General features: G+C 73.8%; 15 protein-coding genes. 2 read left to right on the forward strand and 13 right to left on the reverse strand.

Annotated elements, in window-relative coordinates:
- Positions 1-54: 54 nt before the first annotated feature.
- A complete protein-coding gene (locus B1H29_RS01415) occupies positions 55-849 on the reverse strand; it encodes a VOC family protein (protein ID WP_055421512.1) in 795 nt (264 codons plus the stop codon).
- A gap of 448 nt (positions 850-1,297) precedes the next feature.
- Between B1H29_RS01415 and B1H29_RS01420 the strand changes: the two genes are divergently transcribed.
- Positions 1,298-1,945: a TetR/AcrR family transcriptional regulator gene (locus tag B1H29_RS01420; protein ID WP_055421511.1), complete on the forward strand. Its 648-nt coding sequence runs from the start codon at positions 1,298-1,300 to the stop codon at positions 1,943-1,945.
- A gap of 91 nt (positions 1,946-2,036) precedes the next feature.
- Here the strand turns inward: B1H29_RS01420 and B1H29_RS01425 are convergent, their stop codons facing one another.
- The 12 genes from B1H29_RS01425 to B1H29_RS01475 all read right to left on the reverse strand — a co-directional run bounded on the left by B1H29_RS01425 (position 2,037) and on the right by B1H29_RS01475 (position 17,576).
- Entirely contained in the window at positions 2,037-4,259 is a 2,223-nt protein-coding gene (locus tag B1H29_RS01425) for a bifunctional glycosyltransferase/CDP-glycerol:glycerophosphate glycerophosphotransferase (protein ID WP_055421510.1), read from the reverse strand.
- A 624-nt stretch (positions 4,260-4,883) separates the two neighbouring features.
- Positions 4,884-6,641 carry an ABC transporter ATP-binding protein gene (locus B1H29_RS01430; RefSeq protein WP_055421509.1) on the reverse strand — a complete coding sequence of 586 codons (1,758 nt, stop codon included), beginning with the start codon at positions 6,639-6,641 and terminating at the stop codon, positions 4,884-4,886.
- Positions 6,638-8,377 carry an ABC transporter ATP-binding protein/permease gene (locus B1H29_RS01435; RefSeq protein WP_055421508.1) on the reverse strand — a complete coding sequence of 580 codons (1,740 nt, stop codon included), beginning with the start codon at positions 8,375-8,377 and terminating at the stop codon, positions 6,638-6,640. Before B1H29_RS01435 ends, B1H29_RS01430 begins: the two co-directional genes overlap by 4 nt.
- The gene (locus B1H29_RS01440; RefSeq protein WP_055421507.1) at positions 8,374-9,525 is read right to left on the reverse strand and encodes a hypothetical protein; all 1,152 of its coding nucleotides are present in this window, start codon (positions 9,523-9,525) and stop codon (positions 8,374-8,376) included. Before B1H29_RS01440 ends, B1H29_RS01435 begins: the two co-directional genes overlap by 4 nt.
- Positions 9,526-9,537: 12 nt before the next feature.
- Positions 9,538-10,917: a YcaO-like family protein gene (locus tag B1H29_RS01445; RefSeq protein WP_055421506.1), complete on the reverse strand. Its 1,380-nt coding sequence runs from the start codon at positions 10,915-10,917 to the stop codon at positions 9,538-9,540.
- Positions 10,914-12,395 carry a CocE/NonD family hydrolase gene (locus B1H29_RS01450; RefSeq protein ID WP_055421505.1) on the reverse strand — a complete coding sequence of 494 codons (1,482 nt, stop codon included), beginning with the start codon at positions 12,393-12,395 and terminating at the stop codon, positions 10,914-10,916. Before B1H29_RS01450 ends, B1H29_RS01445 begins: the two co-directional genes overlap by 4 nt.
- Positions 12,392-13,246, reverse strand: a complete 855-nt coding sequence (locus tag B1H29_RS01455) for a hypothetical protein (protein ID WP_055421504.1) — start codon at positions 13,244-13,246, stop codon at positions 12,392-12,394. The genes B1H29_RS01450 and B1H29_RS01455 overlap by 4 nt, the downstream gene beginning before the upstream one ends.
- A gap of 91 nt (positions 13,247-13,337) precedes the next feature.
- Positions 13,338-13,451, reverse strand: coding sequence for a streptamidine family RiPP (gene amiA / locus B1H29_RS39020; RefSeq protein ID WP_244209015.1), 114 nt, complete (start codon positions 13,449-13,451; stop codon positions 13,338-13,340).
- A gap of 57 nt (positions 13,452-13,508) precedes the next feature.
- Complete coding sequence (locus tag B1H29_RS01460) at positions 13,509-14,330, reverse strand: ABC transporter ATP-binding protein (RefSeq protein ID WP_055421503.1); 822 nt, start codon at positions 14,328-14,330, stop codon at positions 13,509-13,511.
- Between the two features lie 20 nt (positions 14,331-14,350).
- Positions 14,351-15,358 (reverse strand): FecCD family ABC transporter permease, encoded by a 1,008-nt coding sequence (locus tag B1H29_RS01465; RefSeq protein WP_055421502.1) that lies wholly within the window; start codon positions 15,356-15,358, stop codon positions 14,351-14,353.
- Positions 15,355-16,479 (reverse strand): FecCD family ABC transporter permease, encoded by a 1,125-nt coding sequence (locus B1H29_RS01470; protein ID WP_234393190.1) that lies wholly within the window; start codon positions 16,477-16,479, stop codon positions 15,355-15,357. Before B1H29_RS01470 ends, B1H29_RS01465 begins: the two co-directional genes overlap by 4 nt.
- A 119-nt stretch (positions 16,480-16,598) precedes the next feature.
- Positions 16,599-17,576, reverse strand: a complete 978-nt coding sequence (locus tag B1H29_RS01475; RefSeq protein WP_055421501.1) for an ABC transporter substrate-binding protein — start codon at positions 17,574-17,576, stop codon at positions 16,599-16,601.
- 85 nt (positions 17,577-17,661) lie between these two features.
- Here B1H29_RS01475 and B1H29_RS01480 point away from each other — a divergent pair, with 85 nt between their 5' ends.
- The gene (locus B1H29_RS01480; protein WP_055421500.1) at positions 17,662-18,861 is read left to right on the forward strand and encodes a hypothetical protein; all 1,200 of its coding nucleotides are present in this window, start codon (positions 17,662-17,664) and stop codon (positions 18,859-18,861) included.
- Positions 18,862-18,886 lie beyond the last annotated feature (25 nt).

The raw sequence follows: 18,886 nt of genomic DNA on the forward strand, positions 1-18,886 counted from the left end.
CCGCCCGGCCGTGCGTGAGGGCCGGCGGGCGCCGTGGCCCGGCGGGCGGTTCGGTCACCCTTGGGCGGCCGGGGTGAGCACCACGAAGTCCGCGTTCGACGGATCGAGGCAGACGGCCAGCCGGCCGACGCCCTCCGCGTCCTCCGGGCCCATCTGCACGCTGCCGCCGTTCTCCGTGACCGCGGCGACCGCTGCGTCGCAGTCGGCGACGGCGAAGACCGGATGCCAGTACGCCCGGCCGTTCGCCAGGGCGAGGTCCTGCTCGCGGAGCTGCATGAGACCTCCGTGCATGCGCTCCTCGGGCAGGCCGGCAGGCGTGATCAGGGAGTACGTGCCTCCGCCGCCCGGCAGCTCCATGTCGCCGAACTGCCAGCCGAAGACACCGCCGTAGAACTCCTTGGCCGCCGCGGCGTCACTCGTGTACAGCTCGGTCCAGGAGAGCGAGCCCGGCTGGTCCACCAGTTCGACGCCTTTGTTCGTGCCCGGCTGCCAGACGGCGAACTGGCCACCCGCAGGGTCGTTGTACTGGGCCATCCGGCCCCATTCGTCGAGGTCCATCGGCGCCACCCGCACCGTGCCGCCGGACCGCCGCACGGTCTGGGTCGTGGCGTCCGCGTCGGTGACGCAGTAGTAGATCATCCAGGCGGATCGCGCGCCCTGCTCGGTCAGCTTGCCCAGCCCGGCGACGATCTTGCCGTCCTTGCGGAACATTCCGCCTTCCCCGTCCTCCCCCATGGACTCGTACTCCCAGCCGAGCACGGCGCCGTAGAAGGCCGCGGCGCCGGCGACGTCGGGGGTACCGAGGTCGAGCCAGCAGGGGGAGCCGGGGACGAAGTCGTTGGTGATCACGGCGATTCCCTTTCGCAGTTCCTGTACCGACCTCAGCGTGACATCCCGCACTGACACCCGCCCCTCGTCCTGTTCCGGCACGGCCCCTCGATGGTCCAGGGGCGGCTGTGGATCGGCGATCCTTCGAGGGGCTCGAGGGGATGACGCACCGCCCGGCTCAGGTCACGGGTGATCCGGTCATCACTCACCCGAATCGTGCCGGACCGGCGCGCGGCACCGCCGCCGAGGCCCCCGACACCCAGCGGGCCCGGACCGCGACCTGACCACGGTCCGGGCAAGTGGCCGGGGGGCCGGGCGCGCTGGTCGCCCACCCCGGTCCCCCACGACCGGCAACGAGTCCCAGAACTCTGGGCCGTCGGAGTGACCTGGTGGACATCGTGAGACATGTCCTGGTCTGCCGTACGTGGTCTCGGGATCATGAGCTGTCTGCATAGAGAGCGGAGTCGGTGTGGACGGGAAATCGGACGGCAGTGACGTGACGGCGGGCTCCTCCGCCGAAGGATCCGCTCAGGCGGACGAAGCGGAAGTACTGTGGGACGTGGCGGCAGCGATGCGGCAGCTCGGTCCCGGTGCCAGCATGGCCCAGATCGCCCGTGAGGCAGGACTGACCCCCACGGCGCTCTACAGTCGCTACCCCACGCCCGACGCGCTCCACAGCAGGCTGGCCGCCGCCTTCCACGACCGGCTCCTCGCGCACGTCCAGCAGGTCCGCGGGCTGCCGGTCGACCAGCAACTGGAACGCTTCCTGCGCACCGTGGGGCTGCACCTGGCCCTCAGCCACGCCGTTCTGCCGCACCAGTTCGGCCAGATGGCCACCCTCGGTCAACGCGAGCGCGTCTACTCCCTCACCGCCGAGATGCTGTCGGAGGGCCGGCAAGCCGGCGTGGTGGCTCCGGATGTCACCCTGTCCGACATCGCCGCGGTCGTCTGGGGCCTGCGGGGCGTCATCGAAACCACCGACACCGTCGCACCGGACGCCTGGCAGCGGCACCTCGACGTGGCCGTGGCCGGCCTGCAGAACCCCCGGCTCACCTTCAGCCGCCCGCCCCTCGACGCCGAGCAACTGGACCGCGTGGTCAACAGGATCCCGGGCTGAATCGGCCATCGCCCGCCACCCGCACCCCGATGGGATCCCCCGTACCCGCGCCTCGATGCCCTGGTCGATGGGCCCCGTAGCGGACGGGGAGTCAGCGCAGGGACGGGCTGGGCGCCGGGACGCGCTGTGCGAGCGGGACTATCGCCGGTTCCGCGTCTTGGCCGAGGAAGAAGCGGCGCACGACGCGCTCGGCGGCGTGTCCGTCGTCGTACTGGCAGAAGCGTTCACGGAAGGCTCCGCGCAGCGCGGCGGCATCGGGACCGTGCCAACGGCCGCTGAGGAAGACGTCGATGAGTTCGTCCTCGGTCGTCGCGACGGCTCCGGGGGTGTCGCCGGGGCGGCCGGAGAGAAGGTCGAAGGTGACACCCCGGACCTGGGAGTAGATCTGCCAGTCGTCTGCGTAGATGACGATGGGGCGGTCGAGGTTGGCATAGTCGAAGGTGACGGACGAGTAGTCGGCTATGAGCGCGTCCGCCGCAAGACAGAGGTCCTCGACGGAGGGGTGACGGGACACGTCGATGACGGTGGCCTGCTCGGCCAGGTCGCTCAACTGCGGGGTCCGGTCGTAGAAGTAGTGGGTACGGACGAGCAGCACGAAGTCGTCACCCAGCGCACCGGCCAGACGTGCCAGGTCGAAGGAGGGTGCCCAACCCTGCTGGTAGTCGCGGTGGGTCGGCGCGTACAGCAGCGCGGTCTTGCCCTCGGCGATACCGAGCCGGGCGCGGACGGCGGCGACGTCCTCGGCGCCGGCGGCGTAGTAGCGGTCGTTGCGCGGGTAGCCCGCGTCGAGGGACTCGAAGGCGCCGGGGTAGGCGCGCTCCCACTGCTTGGTGGAGTGCTGGTTGGAGGAGACGCTGAGGTCCCAGCGGTCCACCCGCTCCAGGAGGCGGTCGAAGTCCATGCCTCTGGCGGCGGCCGGGTAGGCCTGCTGGTCCAGGCCCATGCGCTTGAGCGGGGTGCCGTGGTGCGTCTGGAGGTGGACCTGTCCCGGGCGCTTGACGATGCCGTCCGGGAAGTTGACGTTGTTCACGAAGTACTTCGCGCGGGCCATCACCTCCCAGTAGCGGCGCGAGTTGCGCACCACGTGGTCGATGCCGTCGGGCACCTGGTCGGCGAGTTCCTTGCGCACCACCCAGACGCCGTGCACCTGCGGGGCCAGTTCCCTGGCTTTGTCGAAGACGGCGAGCGGGTTGCAGGACGGCAGCCGGTCCCAGTACGAGCTGTAGACGGCGAGGTTCGGATCCAGGGAGCGCCGGCGCTGTGCGGTGTACAGGCCCGCGTAGGCGCGTTTGCCGGCCCTGGTCCTGGCCTTGAGGATCTTGTTCGGTCCCGACTTCCTGACCCGGTCGGCGAGTTCGGCCGCCTGGTAGGCACGGTAGGACCGCTTGGCCAGGGCACGCATGTAGACCCCGGTTCCCCCCTCGGGCAGCGCGAAGCCGGCCGGGAGATGCCGCGTGTAGAAGTCCGCGGTGCGGTGGAAGAACTCCCTGCGGTCGGCGACCGTGACCCGCTCGGGGCGCTTGAGCACGAAAAGCATGTGGAACACGGCACGCTCGAACAACAGGGAGTGGGCCCACGCCAGTTCGGGTCGCGCGGCGAGGAAGGCGAACAACCCCTCGTACTGCTCGAAGATGTCGAAGTGCTTGCGTCCCGGTGTCTTGGTGATCGCTCCCTGACGGCGCTGGCGGTACTCGACACCGATCCTGTTCAGGCAGCCGATGCGCTCGGCCGTCACCATCGCCATGTGGGTGACCGGCGCGTCCTCGTACAGGCCGGGGGCGTACCGGAGGCCCTGTTCGAGGAAGAACTCACGGCGAAACGCCTTGTTCCAGGCCACCAGGAAGAGATGAACGTACTCCGGCCGGTCCTCGAGGCGGAATACGTCCGTGCCCGCCCGCTCGATCAGATCCGCGACCTGGCTTCGGCCGCCCCTCCCCCACCAGTGCGTACGCACATGGTCGAAGGCGAGGATGTCCAGGTCCCCCACCGAGTCCAGCCGGGCGGCCAAGGCCTGCAGCAGTCCAGGGGTGTAGCAGTCGTCGCTGTCGAGGAAGAGGACGTAGTCGCCCCGGGCGAGCTCCAGCCCGGCGTTGCGCGCCCGGCCCAGGCCCACGTTCCGGGGAAGGTGGAGTGCCTTGACGCGCTCGTCACGGGCGGCGTACTCGTCGATGATCGTCCCGCAGGAGTCCGGTGAGCAGTCGTCGACGACGATCACCTCGACGTCCCGGAACGACTGCCCCAGAACCGAGTCCAGGCATTCGCGCAGGTACCCCTGCACCTTGAACACCGGGATGACGACGCTGAAACGAGGCATGGGGCAACTCCAGGTGAATGACAGGTGACCGAGACTCCGACAGGGAGACTCCCGATCCTCCTGAAACGTTGTACACGGAGCCGCGCATCCAAGATCGAGGCGGGACGGCCGGGCGTCCCGCGGGGGGGGCGGTGGTCAGGTCGTTCTCAGGAGGTTGTTGTACAGGCGTCTCAGGTGTTTGGCCGCGGGGCACTTCGCACCGTCCGCCTCGCATTGGCGGCAGTTCCGCAGGTGGTGATCGTAGTCCTCGCGCGCCTGCTCGAGGCGGTCGTACGACGGCTGCATTCGGCTTCCTGACATTGGTTCGGGGTGCCACGACGGCGGCACGGGCGGCCGGGGGCGAGCTGCCTCAACTGTTCGTGTGAGACGCACCCAGCCACAGTGATCTTGTTACTGGAAGTAGAGCAAGCCGAGCCGCCCATCGTGCCCGCGAGGACTGGTCGGCAGTGCTTCCGGCATGGGCCGACCGCACTGCGGCCGCTGCCCGGAGTGACCGGAAGGCACCCGCGACGGGCGCCCGTCCCCGAGCCTCACCGGAGCCGAGTGCGGAACGGCCGGCGGTGCGTCGTCCGGGGCGGGCGGTGCGTCGTCCGGTGCGTGGTGCGTCGTCCGGTGCGTGGTGCGTCAGGAGGGTGCGGTGGCGAGGCTGCGGTTGAGTGCGCTGCCGGGGCGGCCGGTGAGCTCCTCCCAGGTCCCCTCCTCGGCGATGCGGCCTGCTTCGAGGACGGCGATGCGGTCGGCTCGGCGGATGGTGGCCCGGCGGTGTGCGATCACGATCGTGGTGCGGCCCTCCTCCTCCAGTGCGGCGGCGAGCCGGGCGTCACTGGCGTTGTCCAGGTGGGCGGTGGACTCGTCCAGTACGAGGACTCGCGGCCGTGCCGACAGCGCGCGGGCGAGGGCGATGCGGGCTCGCTGGCCTCCGGAGAGGGTGGCGCCACGCTCGCCGACCAGGGTGTCCATCGGTGCGATTCCGTCGACGCCGCACAGGCGTGCCGTCACGGCGAGCAGATCGTCGTCCGCCTCGGGAGCGGCGAGCCGCAGGTTCTCGGCGAGCGTGCCGTGGAAGAGGGGGGTGTCCTGTCCCACCACCGCGACGGCGCGCCGCAGTTCCGCGTCACTCACGTCCCGTACGTCGACGGGGGCGCCGTCGGCGGGGATCAGTTGGACCGCTCCCTCGGACGGGTCCCAGAACCGGGCCAGCAGGTGGGCGCAGGTCGACTTGCCGGCCCCCGAGGCACCGACGAGGGCGAGTGTCTGCCCGGCGCGGACGGTCAGCTCGACACCGTCCAGCACGGGCCCGCCACCGTAGTCGAACCTCACCCGGTGCAACCGGACCCCCAGCGGACCGGCGGGCAGCGGGCGGGGTACCGCGGGCGGCGGGGCGAGGGTGGGGGCCCGCACGGCCGCGTCGACCCGGGCGGCGGCGGCGCGCAGTGCCACGGCCTGGCTCAGCGCCCGGGCCGACTCCGCGACGGGGCCGAGGACGGACAGGGCGAGCGTCATCGCCGCCGGCGCCCATGCTCCGTGCAGCCGTCCGGCGGTGACGGACTGTGCCGCCGCGGCCACCACGCCGAGCACCGCTGCCACGATGAGGAGGTCGCGGACCGCGGCGGCGCCGGCCTCCCAGGTGGCCTCGGCGCGCTGGGCGTCGCCCACCTGACGCCCCCGCTCGGCCAGTCGGCGGCGCCGCTGGGGCAGGGCGCCGAAGGCGAGCAGCTCGCGCAGTCCGTCGACGGTCTCCACCGTGTCGGCCGACAGCCGCGCGGTGGCCGTCCGGGTGCGGCTCCCGCGCGCCGTGCGCCCGCGTGCGTCGGCGAAGGGCGCCGCGGCGAGCAGCGCCGCGACCGGCAGCACCGCCGCGAGCAGCCACGGCTCCACCGCGGCGAGGACCGCCGTGCCGCCGGTGAGGACCGTTCCCGCCGCGAGGAGCTGGGCGGTGGTGTGGGCGTAGAAGAACTCCAGGGCCTCCACGTCGGCCATGGCGGTGGCGGCGAGGTCTCCGCTGCGCCGGCCGCCGACGCGGGCGGGCGCGCTGCGGGCGAGCCCGTCGAAGACCCGTACGCGCAAAGCGGCCAGCACCCGGTAGGCCAGGTCGTGCGAGAGGTCCATCTCGCGCCAGGTCGTCAGGGCGCGTACGAGGACGAGGGCGACGAGCGCGGTGACGACGGCGGCCGAGGGGGCGCATCCTTCGATGACGGCCGTTCCCACGGTGTGGGCGGCCAGCGTCAGCAGGGTGACGAGGGAGCCTTGCTCGAGGAGTGCGGCGGCGCAGGTGCGGGCCGTCATGGTGCGGTGTCCGGCGAGGGCGGGCAGCAGGGCGCGCAGTGAGCCCCTCGCGGGCACGCCTGCTTCGGTGCTGACGGTGTCGGTGGCGCTGCTCATGCCGCGAGTTCTCCTCGGTGTGCGTGTCCGGCCGCGGCGAGTTGGGCGTACACGCCCCCGGCCTCGACCAGGCCGGTGTGCTCACCGACGGCGTCGAGCCGTCCCGCGTCGAGGACGACGATGCGGTCGGCGTGCCGGACGGCGGCGAGCCGGTGGGCGACCACCAGGACGGTGCGGCCGCCGGCGGCGTTCAGCAGCTCACGGACGATGTCCGCCTCGCGGCGTTCGTCGACCGAGCTGGTGGCCTCGTCGAGAACGAGTACCGGGGCGTCGGCGAGCAGGGCCCTGGCGAGGGCGAGGCGCTGGCGCTGGCCACCGGACAGGGTGGCGCCGCGTTCGCCGAGGACGGTGGCGTAGCCGTCGGGGAGGGCGGCGATCTCGTCGTGGATGCCGGCGGCCCGTGCCGCGGCCGTGAGTGCGTCGTCCGTCGCGTCCGGCCGGGCCAGGCGCAGGTTGTCGGCGATGGTGGCGGGGAAGAGGTATGTCTCCTGGGAGACCACGGCGATGCCCTGGCGCAGCGAGTCGAGCGCGAACTCGGTCGTGCGGCGCCCGTCGAGGCTGATCCGGCCTTCCTGCGGGTCGTGGTGGCGCAGGAGCAGGGCGATGAGGGTGGACTTGCCCGCGCCGGACGGACCGACGATCGCGGTGGTGCGTCCCGCCCGCGCGGCGAAGGACACTCCGTGCAGGGCGGGCGTGTCCGCGTCGCCGTAGGTGAACCCGACGTTCTCGAAGCGCACTTCGGGCGGCCCCGGCCAGTGAGCGGGTGCCGTTCCGGTGTCGCGGACGGCGGGCTCGGCGGTACGCAGTGCCGCGAGCCCGTCCGCGGCCGACGCTCCCAGGTATCCGGCGTGCCATTCGCGCGCGAGGTCGCGGACGGGACGGAAGCACTCCGAGGCCAGCAACAGTACGAGATAGGTGCCGGTCGCCGTGGTGGATCCGGTGACGGCCGACCAGCACGCCAGGAGCGCGGCGGCGGCGGTGCCGCCCTGGATGGCGAGGTCGGTGATGCCGGTGTCGATCAGGGACACGCGCAGCTTGGCGACGGTCGCCCGGTGCAGTGCCGCCGAGCGCTCCTCAAGGCGCCCGCGGGTGCGGCCGACCGCGCCGGCGGCCCGTAGGGCGGGCATGCCCTGCAGGGCCTCCAGGTAGTCGGCGCCCAGTCCTTCGTAGGTGTCCCAGTGCTCCTTGCCCCGGGCCGCGAGGAGCCGGTCCCAGGCACGCGGGCCGCACAGGGCGAGCAGCAGGGCGGGAACGAGACCGAGGAGGGCCACCGGTTCCACCGCTGCCAGGACGGCGAGCACCGGGAGCGGCACGGTGAGGGTGACCAGGAGCTGGGGGAGGTAGCGCGAGACGTACACGTCGACGCCCTCCACCCCGTCGACGAGGGTGGTGCGTACGGCCCCGGCACGCGCGGTGCTCAGGTGTGCGGGCCCCAGGCGCCCGAGGTGGGCGAGGAGTTCGTCACGCAGGGCCACCCTCACCCCGGCTCCGGCTCGGGTCGCGGTGCGCCGCTGCCACGTGCCGAGCAGGGCGCGCGCGGCGACGACGGCGAGGACGGCGGCTAGCAGCCACGGGAGCCGGCCGGTGTCGGCGCGGGCCAGGTCGGCGAGCGCGACGGCCAGCAGTACGGCCTGCGCGAGGTGGGTCAGGGTGGCGGCGCCCTGCAGGAGGGTGGCCGCGAGCAGGGGGCGCCGTGCGTGCCGGGCGGCACGGCGCAGCTCGGGGTGGACGATCACGTGGTGTTCTCCTCGTCGGCGTGGCGGGTGCCGAGCGCCAGTGCGTGGACGATCCAGTCCCGGCCCGGTGCGGCGCCGAGCGCGGCACCGAGGTCGGCCTGCTGCCAGGAGCCGACGGGCCGGGCGGCCAGTCCGTGGCGCAGGGCGGTGACGTGGGCCAGGTGGACGGCGAAGCCGGCGTGCAGGTGGGTGCGGCGGATGTGCGGCGCGTCGGCGTCCGCGGGGCAGCCGTGGGCGAGCAGGACGGCGCCCGCGTCCGCGATCCACGCCTGGCCCGCGGCCCAGACCGCGAGCGTCGGGCGGGCCTCTCCCGCCGCACGCTGTCGCAGTGCCCCGCCGTCGGCGGTCAGCTCGACCAGGCCGGGGCGGGGCTCGCCGACGGCGGCGCACCAGCGCAGGTCGCCGCCGCCCGCCCGTGCGGCGGTGGCCAGAACCGCCCGCAGCGCGTCCGGCGGCGGAGTGCCCGGCAGCGGCGGCGGGGTGCTGCGGCGGGCCTGCAACTCGCCGGGCGTGGGCACGTGCGTCGACGACCGCGGTCCGTGTACGCCGCCGCACGGGCGTACCGGGTGCCTCGGGTCGGGCGGGGCGACACGGACGGCGGCCAGTGGACTCGCGGCGGTTCCGTCCAGTCGGACCTCGGGCTCGTCCGCGCCCAGTGCGCGGGCCGCCAGGAAGAGCGCCGCGGTGGCGTGCCCGGTGTCCAGGAGCAGCAACGGCCAGGCGCGGTGGCCGTAGTGGGAGACGGTGCGCCGGGCGGTGACGGTCAGTTCGGCGGTCACACCCGGCGGCGTGCGGCCGGGCGGCGGACCGAGGTGGTGGACGCGGTGCCGCAGCGGGTCGTAGCCGTAGCGGCCGGACGGCAGGGGGCAGCCGGTCCCCACGAGCAGCTCGGTGTCGACCGGGTGCAGGGCTCCGGCGGAGGCAGCGGGCCGCAGCCGCCCGGAGCCGTCCGAGGCCGCCAGGGAGAGGCGCAGCAGGGCCCGCAGATCGAGGTCCGCCGGGCCGGCCGCCGGGACCGCGCGCGGCGGACGCGGCCAGTCCCGCACGGGGGACCCGGCGGGCGTGCCGTGGCCGGGGCGCTCCGGGGAACGGGCGCGGGCCAGCACGGCGGAGAGGCCCACCGGGTGGTCCTCATGGGTGTGTTCCATGGATGCGGGCCCTCACATGTGCGGCGGGGGCGCGAGCGTGAAGTGCTCCGGCGCGCCCGGCTCGGTCGTGCGCCAGCCCCGCCGGACGGCTGCTTCGGCGAGGCGTGGGCAGCCGAAGTAGCCGAAGGCGGCGGGGGCGTTGGGGAGCAGCCCGGAGACGAGGACGCGGGCGACGCGCAGGGACGTCTCGGCCACGTCCTCGGTGGTGAGGTGGAAGGTCATGACCCGGTGGCCGCCCGCGTGCAGCGCGCTGCGCAGCCGCTCGGGGCTGCCGGGCTCGACCGCTTCGACGGACACGGTTCCGTGGGCGGGATCGGTGAACCGCCGGGCCTCGGGCGTCATCCGCTCGTCCAGCCACACCTGCACGTGCGCGCCCAGGTCCCGGACGTGCTCGAACTGTTGCCCGCACGCGTCGAGATAGCGGCCGTCGGCGCGGTGCTCCAGGTACAGACCACGGGCGAGCAGCCCGGCCTCGACGGCCTGGAACACCCAGCCGTCGGGGTCCGTGAGCCCCTGGGTGAAGACCCAGGTGTGGACCGCTTCGAGGACGGCCTTGCGAGCGGCCTCGGCCGGGTCGTACTTGCATGCGAACCCGGCGGCGTACAGGCCCAGACGCGGGTCGTGGACGAGGGCGGCCATACAGGGGGCGAACTCGGAGGGCATCTCCACGATGTGGACGTCGAGCGCGGATCCGGCGAGGTCGTCGGTGAGGCCGGGCACGCTGGCCGGGTCGATGCCTCGGGCCGGGCCGTCGAGGTGCCACCACAGTTCGAGGGCGTCGCGTTCCACGATCTCCAGCAGGGCGCGTTCGGCGGCGTCGTCGAGGCCCTGCCCGGTGGCTATGCCCGCGTAGTTGAGGTGGTGGGTCCGGGGCAGCTCGCGCAGGGCGCCCTGGCGCCAGTTGAGGTGGGTGAGGGCGACGGGTGCCCAGACCTCGGCTGTCCGTCCGTCGGGCAGCCGCTCGGTTCCGCGCGTCCACAGGGACGGGGTGTCGGCGGTGAGGCGCTGGTAGGGGAACTTCTCCCGGGCGTACTGCCACGGCGCGTACGCGGGCAGGTCGCCGGGGCCGTAGAGCCGCATGCCCTTTTCGGCCAGTTCCGCGGCGGTGGCGCGCAGGGGTGCGCCGGGGTGGCCGGGCGGTGGGACCCGGTTGCCGCAGTACCGCTCCACCCCCTCGGCTATCGCGGCGACCCGGGCCTGCTCGGGGTCGCCGAAGGTGGTGCCGAGGGACACCCGGTCGGCGGGCCACAGACCGAGCCTGCGGGCGTCGGACACCTCGGCGGTGAGCGCGGTGTAGCGAGGCGGGGCGCCCGCGGGGTGTTCGACGGGCTTGACCTTGCGGACGATGCCGCAGACGGGATCGACGAGGGCTTCCAGCGGCAGTGCCGTCATCGCAGGATCTCCTTGGCGAAATCGGTGGGCGCGGGACGGGACGGGAGCACGTGCAGCGTCAGCGCCACGCTCTCCGGGTCGACCTCCCGCCGGGAGGCGAGCAGCCGGTCGGCCGTCACGGGGTCTTCCCCGGTGTGGGGATTGCGGGCGTGGACCGGGAAGTGGTGTCCGGCGATCTCCAGGCGGAGCCGCGTGCCGGCCCGCAGGCGGCGCGCGAGCCGGCCGAGTTCGATGGTGAACCCGGTCTCCCGGCCCGCCGGTTCCTCGCGCCGCAGGACGCCCACGGCGAGTCGCTCGGCGGCCCCGGCCGGGGTGAGGGCGACGAGCCGTGCGGCCCAGTCGGCGGACGGCGTGTGCGCGGTGGCCCGCAGACGCACCTGTACGGGTCCGACCACGTCGAGCGGTCGCGGCAACGGAGGGGTGACCATCAGGCAGCGGTCGGGCGGTCCGCCGGTGAGGACGGTGAGATCGTCGGAGCGCACGGGACGGTCGGGGTCGGCGGTGAAGGCGGTACCCCGCAGCGGCCGCAGCCGCCGCGTGCGCGGCTCGCCGTCGGCGCCGGCGGCCGACCACAAATCGCCGCCGCCCAGCGCAAGCGCGCCGCGGCGGCCGGCGGCGAGCCCGCCGGTCAGGGCCCGGCGGGCCCAGCGCACGTACAGCTCGCCCAGGCGCACCCCGTGGGCGGGACCGGCGTCGGGGCCGGGTGCGGCGACGAGGCCGTGGCCCCAGGGACCCAGCAGCAGTCGTGCCGAGGGTCCGCCCCAGGTGTGCCACAGCGCGAAGGTGTCCTCGGTGAAGTGGTCGTGGTGGCCGCCCACCGCGAGCAGGGGCATGCCGGCGCGCACCGCCCGCGACGCGAGCCGGCCGCGGTCGCGGTGGCGCCACAGGCCCGCCCAGGAAGGCAGCCTTCGGCCCAGCCGCTCGGGGAGACCGGTGATCGGCAGGTGGGTGAGCAGACCGGGGTCCGCGGCGAGAGCCCTGTCCAGCACGCTCTCGTCGGAGTCCCGCCGGTCGCCGTGCGCGGCCCACCACCCGGCGCGGGCCAGCAGCCGTTCCACACCGGAGGGTTCGCGCGCCGTCTCCGCGGCGCCGAGCGCGGGTACCGCGGCGATGACGGCGTCGGGCCGGGCGTCTTCGGGCGTTTCGAGGGCGAGGACGAGGGCGCAGTGGGCGGCGTAGGAGGCACCGGCGGCGACGAACCGTCCGTCGCTCCACGGCTGTCGCCGGAGCCACCGGGCCGTCACCGCCCCGTCGGTCACCTCGTTCTCGTACGGGCGCCAGTCCCCCGCCGACGCGAACCGGCCCCGCACGTCCTGGACCACGGCGGCGAACCCGTGCCGCGCCCAGCCGCGCGCCTCGGCGTGGTGCCGGGCACGGTCGTAGGGGGTGCGGATGAGGACGGCGGGGAAGGGGCCGTCGCCGTCGGGGAGCAGGACGTCCGTGGCGAGACCTTCGACGACCGTGCTGAAGGGCGTCATCCGTCCTGCTTCGGCATCGGGGCGACCGCGGGCACCGGGAGGACGGGGTGTTCGGTGACGGTCAGGTTGCGCAGGTCCACGCACCGGAGCCGGCGCCGTGCCGGAAGGCCGGCCGTTTCGGGGGCGCCGGTGGCCCACCGGCCGAGGTCGTCGGCGAGCAGGGCCGCGAGCAACCCGGCGGCGGGGGCGGTGAGCCGGACCGGTGCGCCGGACGTGCGGGGCCCGCTCCAGTAGGCGGCCAGCTCGCGGTGCGCGGGGGTGGCGGCCAGCCGGCGGGCCCGGACATGCGCCGCGGTGACGTCGCCGGGGACGGCGGCGAGCGGCTCGACGTACGCCTGCCAGCCCTCGCGGTGGCAGCGCAGCCAGGCGACCCCGTGCTCGGGCAGCCGGTCGGCCGCGTCCCACAGCCCGTCGGGCACGGGCCCGTCGAGGCACCACACGACGGCGGCGGGGTTTCCGTCGAGCAGGTCCCCGGTCTTTGTCGACGACGTGTCGGGAGCGGTCCGGACGGGAGTCGTTCGCGGCTCGGCGCCCAGGGCGGCCAGGTGCAGGGCCAGCGGTTCGGTCAGTACCGGTTCGCCGAGCAGCCGGACGTCCCGGCGGGCGGCGGGCCACTTGGGGTGCTGTTGTCCGTCCGTCAGGTAGCCGGCCCCGTGGAAGGCCCTTACGACGCGGCCCAGTTCCCCGTCCGCCGGGGCCGCGGCGGCGCCGGAGAGCAGGGAGAGCAGGGCGTCCTCGTCCGCGTCCCGTGCCCTGATACCGAGGAACTCCCCGTCGGCGGTGCGGACGGCGAGACCCCGCCCTGGTACGGCGACGACTTCGACACCGGGTACGAGCCGGCTGCGGGACAAGGCGATCCTCCTGACGACGGGCCTGGGATGGGCGTGGGCCCGCCCGGAAGGCAACGGGCGGGCCCACGGTCGAGGGCGGTCGGGCCCTCGCTTACTCCTCGGTGTCCTCGAAGGGGTTCTCGACGAGCGCGTTGGAGTGGGAGGCCGAGTCGTGGGCGAGCTGACCCGGGTCGGTGATGGGCGCGAACACCTGCTCGTTGTCCATGAACTCTCCTTGTTCGTATGGGAGACACGTCGTTCGGACGAACGCCGTGACGGCAGCCTAATGAATCTGATTTTCATATTCTAGTTGTGGGAGAGGGTGATCTGGATAACACACCGGCCAGCCCCCTTCGGGGTCCCGGCCCACCCGGCCGGCCACCTTCAGCACGTCCGCCAGCAACCCCGGCGTGACGACCTCCCCCGGCGGCCCGTCGGCCATCACACGGCCGTCGCGCAGCGCGACGATGCGCTCGGCGAACCGGGCAGCGTGGGCCAGGTCGTGCAGCACCATCACCACGGTGAGCCCGTGCTCCTCACGCAGACGCACCACCGTCCGCAGCACGTCGAGCTGGTGGTGCAGGTCCAGGTAGGTGGTCGGCTCGTCCAGCAACAGGACCCGGGTGTCCTGGGCGAGCGCCATCGCGAGCCGCACCCGCTGCCGCTCTCCCCCGGACAGCGCGTCCACGTCACGGTCGGCCCACTGCTCCACACCGACGTCCCGCAGCGCCCGGTCCACGACGGGGTCGTCGCCCTCGCGCAGCATGCCCAGCGGGCCACGTACCGCGTAACGGCCCTGCCGCACCAGGTGACGCACCGTCATCCCCGGCACGGCGGGCGCGGACTGGTGCAGCAGCGCCACCTTCCGGGCCGTGGCGCGCCTGGTGAGCCGGGCGAGGTCGTCCTCACCGAGCAGCACCCGCCCCCGGTCCGGCCGCAGCAGCCCCGCGGCCAGGCGCAGCAGGGTCGACTTGCCGCAGCCGTTCAGGCCGATCAGGGCGGTCAGTTCGCCCGGCCGGACGGTCAGGTCGACGCCCCGCAGCACGGCTCGCGCGGGGTAGCCGAAGTGGACCCCCTCGACGCGGATCCCCACGGACTCGGTCATGCTCTGTCCTTAAGTCGACTTCAGAACGTACGGCTCGGCGTGCGGCGCACGACGACCAGCAGCAGCGCGGCACCGAGGCAGGCGGTGAGCGCCCCGACCGGCAGCGTGAGCCGTCCGGAGTCCAGCGTCTGGGCCAGCAGCCGCGAGGAGAGCTGTGCCGCCGCATCCGCCCCGCACACCACGACCGCGCCCAACAGGGCGGCACCGGGAAGGCTCGCCCGCAGGTCCGCGCCGAAGACGGACACCGCCAGGTGCGGGACGAGCAGGCCCACGAAGCCCAGCGCTCCGACCGCGGCCACCGCGCCCGCCGTCAGCGCCACCGCGCACAGCAGGGCGAGGGTCCGGGCCCGTCGGGCGGACAGACCCGCGGCCAGGGCGATGTCGTCCCCGCAGCGCAGCAGGGTCAGCGGCCCGGCCAGCAGCCAGGCCACGGCCCCCCAGGCGAGCGCCCACGGCCACAGCAGGTGCCAGTGCTGCCACACCCGGCCCTCGGTGGTGCCCACCAGCCACTGGACGACGCTGCCGAGTTCGCCCGGCTCGACGAGAAGCACCATGGCGGTGAGCCCGCCGAGCACGGCCGACACCAGCACCCCGTGCACGGCGGTCTGCGCGGGATCCCCACCGCCGCGGCCGGCGAGCAGCCACAGCAGCGCCGCTCCGGCGCATCCGCCCAGGCAGGCCGCGAGGACCACGGCCAGGGGCGAGTCCCACCCGGCGAACCCCAGGGCTGTCGCCGTGACCGCTCCGAGGACCGCCCCCGGCGTCACGCCGGTCACCTCGGGTCCGGCGAGGGGGTTGCGCAGCGCGGACTGCAGGACCAGTCCGGCCACGGCGAGGCACGCGCCCGCGCCAAGGGCCACCAGCAGTCTGGGCAGGCGGAGTTGCCAGAGGATGTGGCGTTCCGTCGCATCTCCGCCACCACCCAGCACGCCCCAGACCACGCCCGGGGACATGCCGCGACCCGCCACCAGTTCCACCCCGGCGCAGACCACGGCCAGTGCGGCGAGCACCGCGAAACGCCGGCTCATCGCACGTCCTCCGTTCCAGTCGCCCGGACGGGCGGAGAAGAGGCATCACCCGCAACCTCGGCGCCCGACTCGTCTCGGCGCGCGCTCCGTGACGGCGCCGTGCGGGAGGCCTCCTCCGCGGCGCCCGAGGTCAGGGCCCCCGGCCCGTGCGGCACGCGGGTGGCACCGGAAGCCGCCGATCCGCGCCCGGTCGTCCGGCCCCGGCGGCCCGACCGCATCAGAGCGATCCCGGCCGGCACTCCCAGCAAGGCCGTCCAGGCACCGGCCGGTGTCTCCACGGGCGCCAGCGCCAGCCGGGCCGGAACGTCGGCGACCGTCACGACGACGGCGCCCCACGCCGCGGACCAGGGAAGCCAACGCACCGCTCCCGCTGCGGGATCGAACCACCGGGCCAGGTGCGGGGCGAGGAAGCCCACCCACGCGACGGGCCCGCACACGGCCGTGACAGGCGCGATCAGCACGACGGCGATGGCCAGCGCGGCCAACCGCGCCCGCTGGGCGCGCACGCCCAGTGCCGCCGCGTCCTCGTCACCCAGCCGCATCACCGAGAGCACCGGCGCGCACAGCACGAGGGCGGGTGCCGCGACAAGCAGCCACGGCCACAGCCCCGAAACGTCGTCCCAGGTCCGGGCGGACAGGGAGCCCAGCAGGTACCGGTAGATGAGCTGGAGGTCGAGCTGGTCGGCCATGACCATCAAAACCAGCAGCGCGGCCTGCAACGCCGCCGCGACCGCGGCGCCGGTCAGCAGCACGGCGGAGGGGCTGCGCCCCAGCCCGGCGGCGAGCAGCGTCAGCCCGCCGCCGAGCGCGGCCCCGCCCAGGGCCAGCACGGGCTGGACGGCGGCGGGCAGTGACAGCGTCAGCACCAGCGGGGCGGCCACGCCCAACGCGGCTCCGGACGAGACACCCAGCATCTCCGGCACGGCCAGGGGATTGCGCAGCGCCTCCTGGAGGACGAGCCCGGCCGCCCCGAGACAGGCTCCGGCGATCAGCGCCAGCACGAGCCGGGGTACGCGCAGTTCGGTGACGACGATCCCGGCGAACGTGGTGTCCCCCTCCAGCACCGCACCGGCGAGACGGTGCGGTGGGACGTTTGGGGTGCCGAGGCTCAGCGCGCACATCGACGCGACGGTCAACAGCGCGATCACGAGGAGGGGTTGCCGCCACCGCGCACGAGGCGAGGGACGCCCGGCCGTCGCCGCCAGGTGGTCTGGCGCGGTGGACGCCGAGAAGGGCGCCCTCACCGCAGCGCGGCCGTGGCCTCGTCGAGGACGAGGCCCAGGGAACGAGTACCGCGCCCCTTCGCCCACACCTCCGAGTTCACCTCGTGCACGTCCCCGTTCCGCACTGCCGGGATCTTGCCCCACAGGGGGTTCTCCGCCAGCTTCTCCGAGAGCTTGCCGTCCGTGTCGCCGAAGCTCATCGTCTCGACGAAGAGGACGTCCACGTCCCGGGCGAGAATCTGCTCGAGGCTGTAACTCCCCTCGATTCCGCCGGACTTCCACGGGTAGTCGGCGATCTTGGGGAACAGGCTGGCGGCCACGTCGCCCTCCGGGGTGGCGACGCCGAAGTTCTCGTCACTGCCGTAGATGACGAGGGCGGTCTTCCCGCTCGGGGACTTCTCGGCCTCGGCGAGCTTGGTCCGGAAGGTCTTCTCGGCCTTCTCCCCCTCGGCGGTGCGGCCGGTGAGCGCGGCCAGGTCGCGCAGGTACCCCACGCTGTCCTCCCACGTCTCGGGCTGCATGGCCCAGAAGGTGGTGGCACCCTTCAGCGCGGGAGCCAGCTTGCCGTGGGTGTCCCCCAGTCCGATCACCAGATCCGGCTTGTGGGAGAGGATCGCCTCCACCTCCGGGGCGATGAACCCGCCGGGGACGACGTCGACTTCCTTGGCCTTCTCCTCGCCGAGGAAGCCGGAGTGGGCCAGCAGCGTGCTGTTGGTGGCCGTCGGAACGATGCCCAGTTCCGTCAGGATGTCGTCGCAGAGCGCGAACAGGCACACGATGCGCTCCGGCTCCTTGTCGAGGGAGACCTTCACACCGTTCGTGTCGGTCAACCGTGTCGCGGCCTTGATGGGTTCGACGGTGACGTCGGTCCTCGCCGCGGGCTTGGCCTCGGCGCTCGTGGCGTCGCCGGACGACGCGCCGCAGCCGGTCAGGACGGAACCGACGACCGCTGCGGTGATCCAACCGCGGGCGAGTCTCGACGGTGAGCGCAGCATGAAGCCCTCGCTTCTTCTCAGGAACCTGGAACGCCTAGAAGATACATGATAATCGTTTTCAGCAACCGCTCTTCTGGAGGACTTCATGCCCGCCGCCACCCCCGTTCTGGTCGTGTCCGACCACGTCGCCGGGTCCGTACACGTGCTGACCGTGCCGGACGGCACCGTCGCGGGGCGCCTCACGGGCCGCCATCTCTCCGAGCACGCCGGTTTCCTCGCCCTGCCGGAAGGACGGGTGGCCTGCGTCGACGACCGCCGGGGAGAACTCCTGGTGCTCGATCCCTTCGGCGAGCGACTCGTGCAACTCGCGGTTCCGGTCGCCGTGCCGGCCGAGCACCTCGCCTGCGCCCCGTCGGGTCGCCGACTGGCCGTGACGACCGGCCTGGGCAAGAACACCGAGCCGTGGTCGGACCTGTTGACGGTCCTCGAACTGGACACGGGGGACGTCGCGCGGGTGCGCACGCGCGTCGGCGAACCGGGCGTGACGGTGCTGGGCGGCGACGATTCCCTGCTGGTGCTGCGGCACCGGGAACCCGGCGCGCTGGCCGTGCACCGCTTCGCGGACCTCCTGACGGCGCCGCCCGGCTGTCCTCCGGTCGCGCCTCACGCGTCCCTGCCGTTGCCGGACGACGGGCACGGCGACGCTCAGGACCCCCTCTCGGGACAGGTGTTCACGGCCACGGGCGAAGGAGTGCACCGGGCGCGGAGGAAGGGCGCAGCACTCGTGGCCGAGGCGGTGATTCCGTGGGAAGCGCCTGCCAGGGGCTGGTACCTGCGCCTCGACACCCGTCGGCGGGCACTGTGGACCACGTTGCGCGGCGGCGTTCCGGACCCGCTGCGGTGGCCGGAATGGACCAACCAGGCATGGCGCCACGATCTGGAGACAGGCCACACCGTCCGCACGGAACTGGGTCCGGGTCTCGTCTTCCGCCTGGCCCTCGCCCGGCGCCACGCCGCCTTCACCCGTATTCACCCCGACGGCGACGAGTTGCTGCTGCTGGGCGACGACGACACCGTCCGACGCTTCCCCCTGCCCTCCATGGACGGCGCTCCGCGCCGCGGCGGCACTCCGTGGGAGGGTGTCCAACGCCGCGCGGTGGCCGCCTCACCGGGCTCCGACTGGGTCGCCGTCACCCGCGGCGGCCACGGCGAAGTGCACATCGTCGACGCGGCGACCGGCCTTGAGGCGACCCGTTGGCGGTCGAGTACGCCCCTGCACCACGGCGGCCACATGACGCTGCGCGCCTGGAGTGACGGTGCCGACGGCGATCTCGTGGGCCGGTGACAACACGCGGGCGGGCACTGCCTGC

The organism is Streptomyces pactum (genome assembly GCF_002005225.1).
GTDB lineage: Bacteria > Actinomycetota > Actinomycetes > Streptomycetales > Streptomycetaceae > Streptomyces > Streptomyces pactum_A.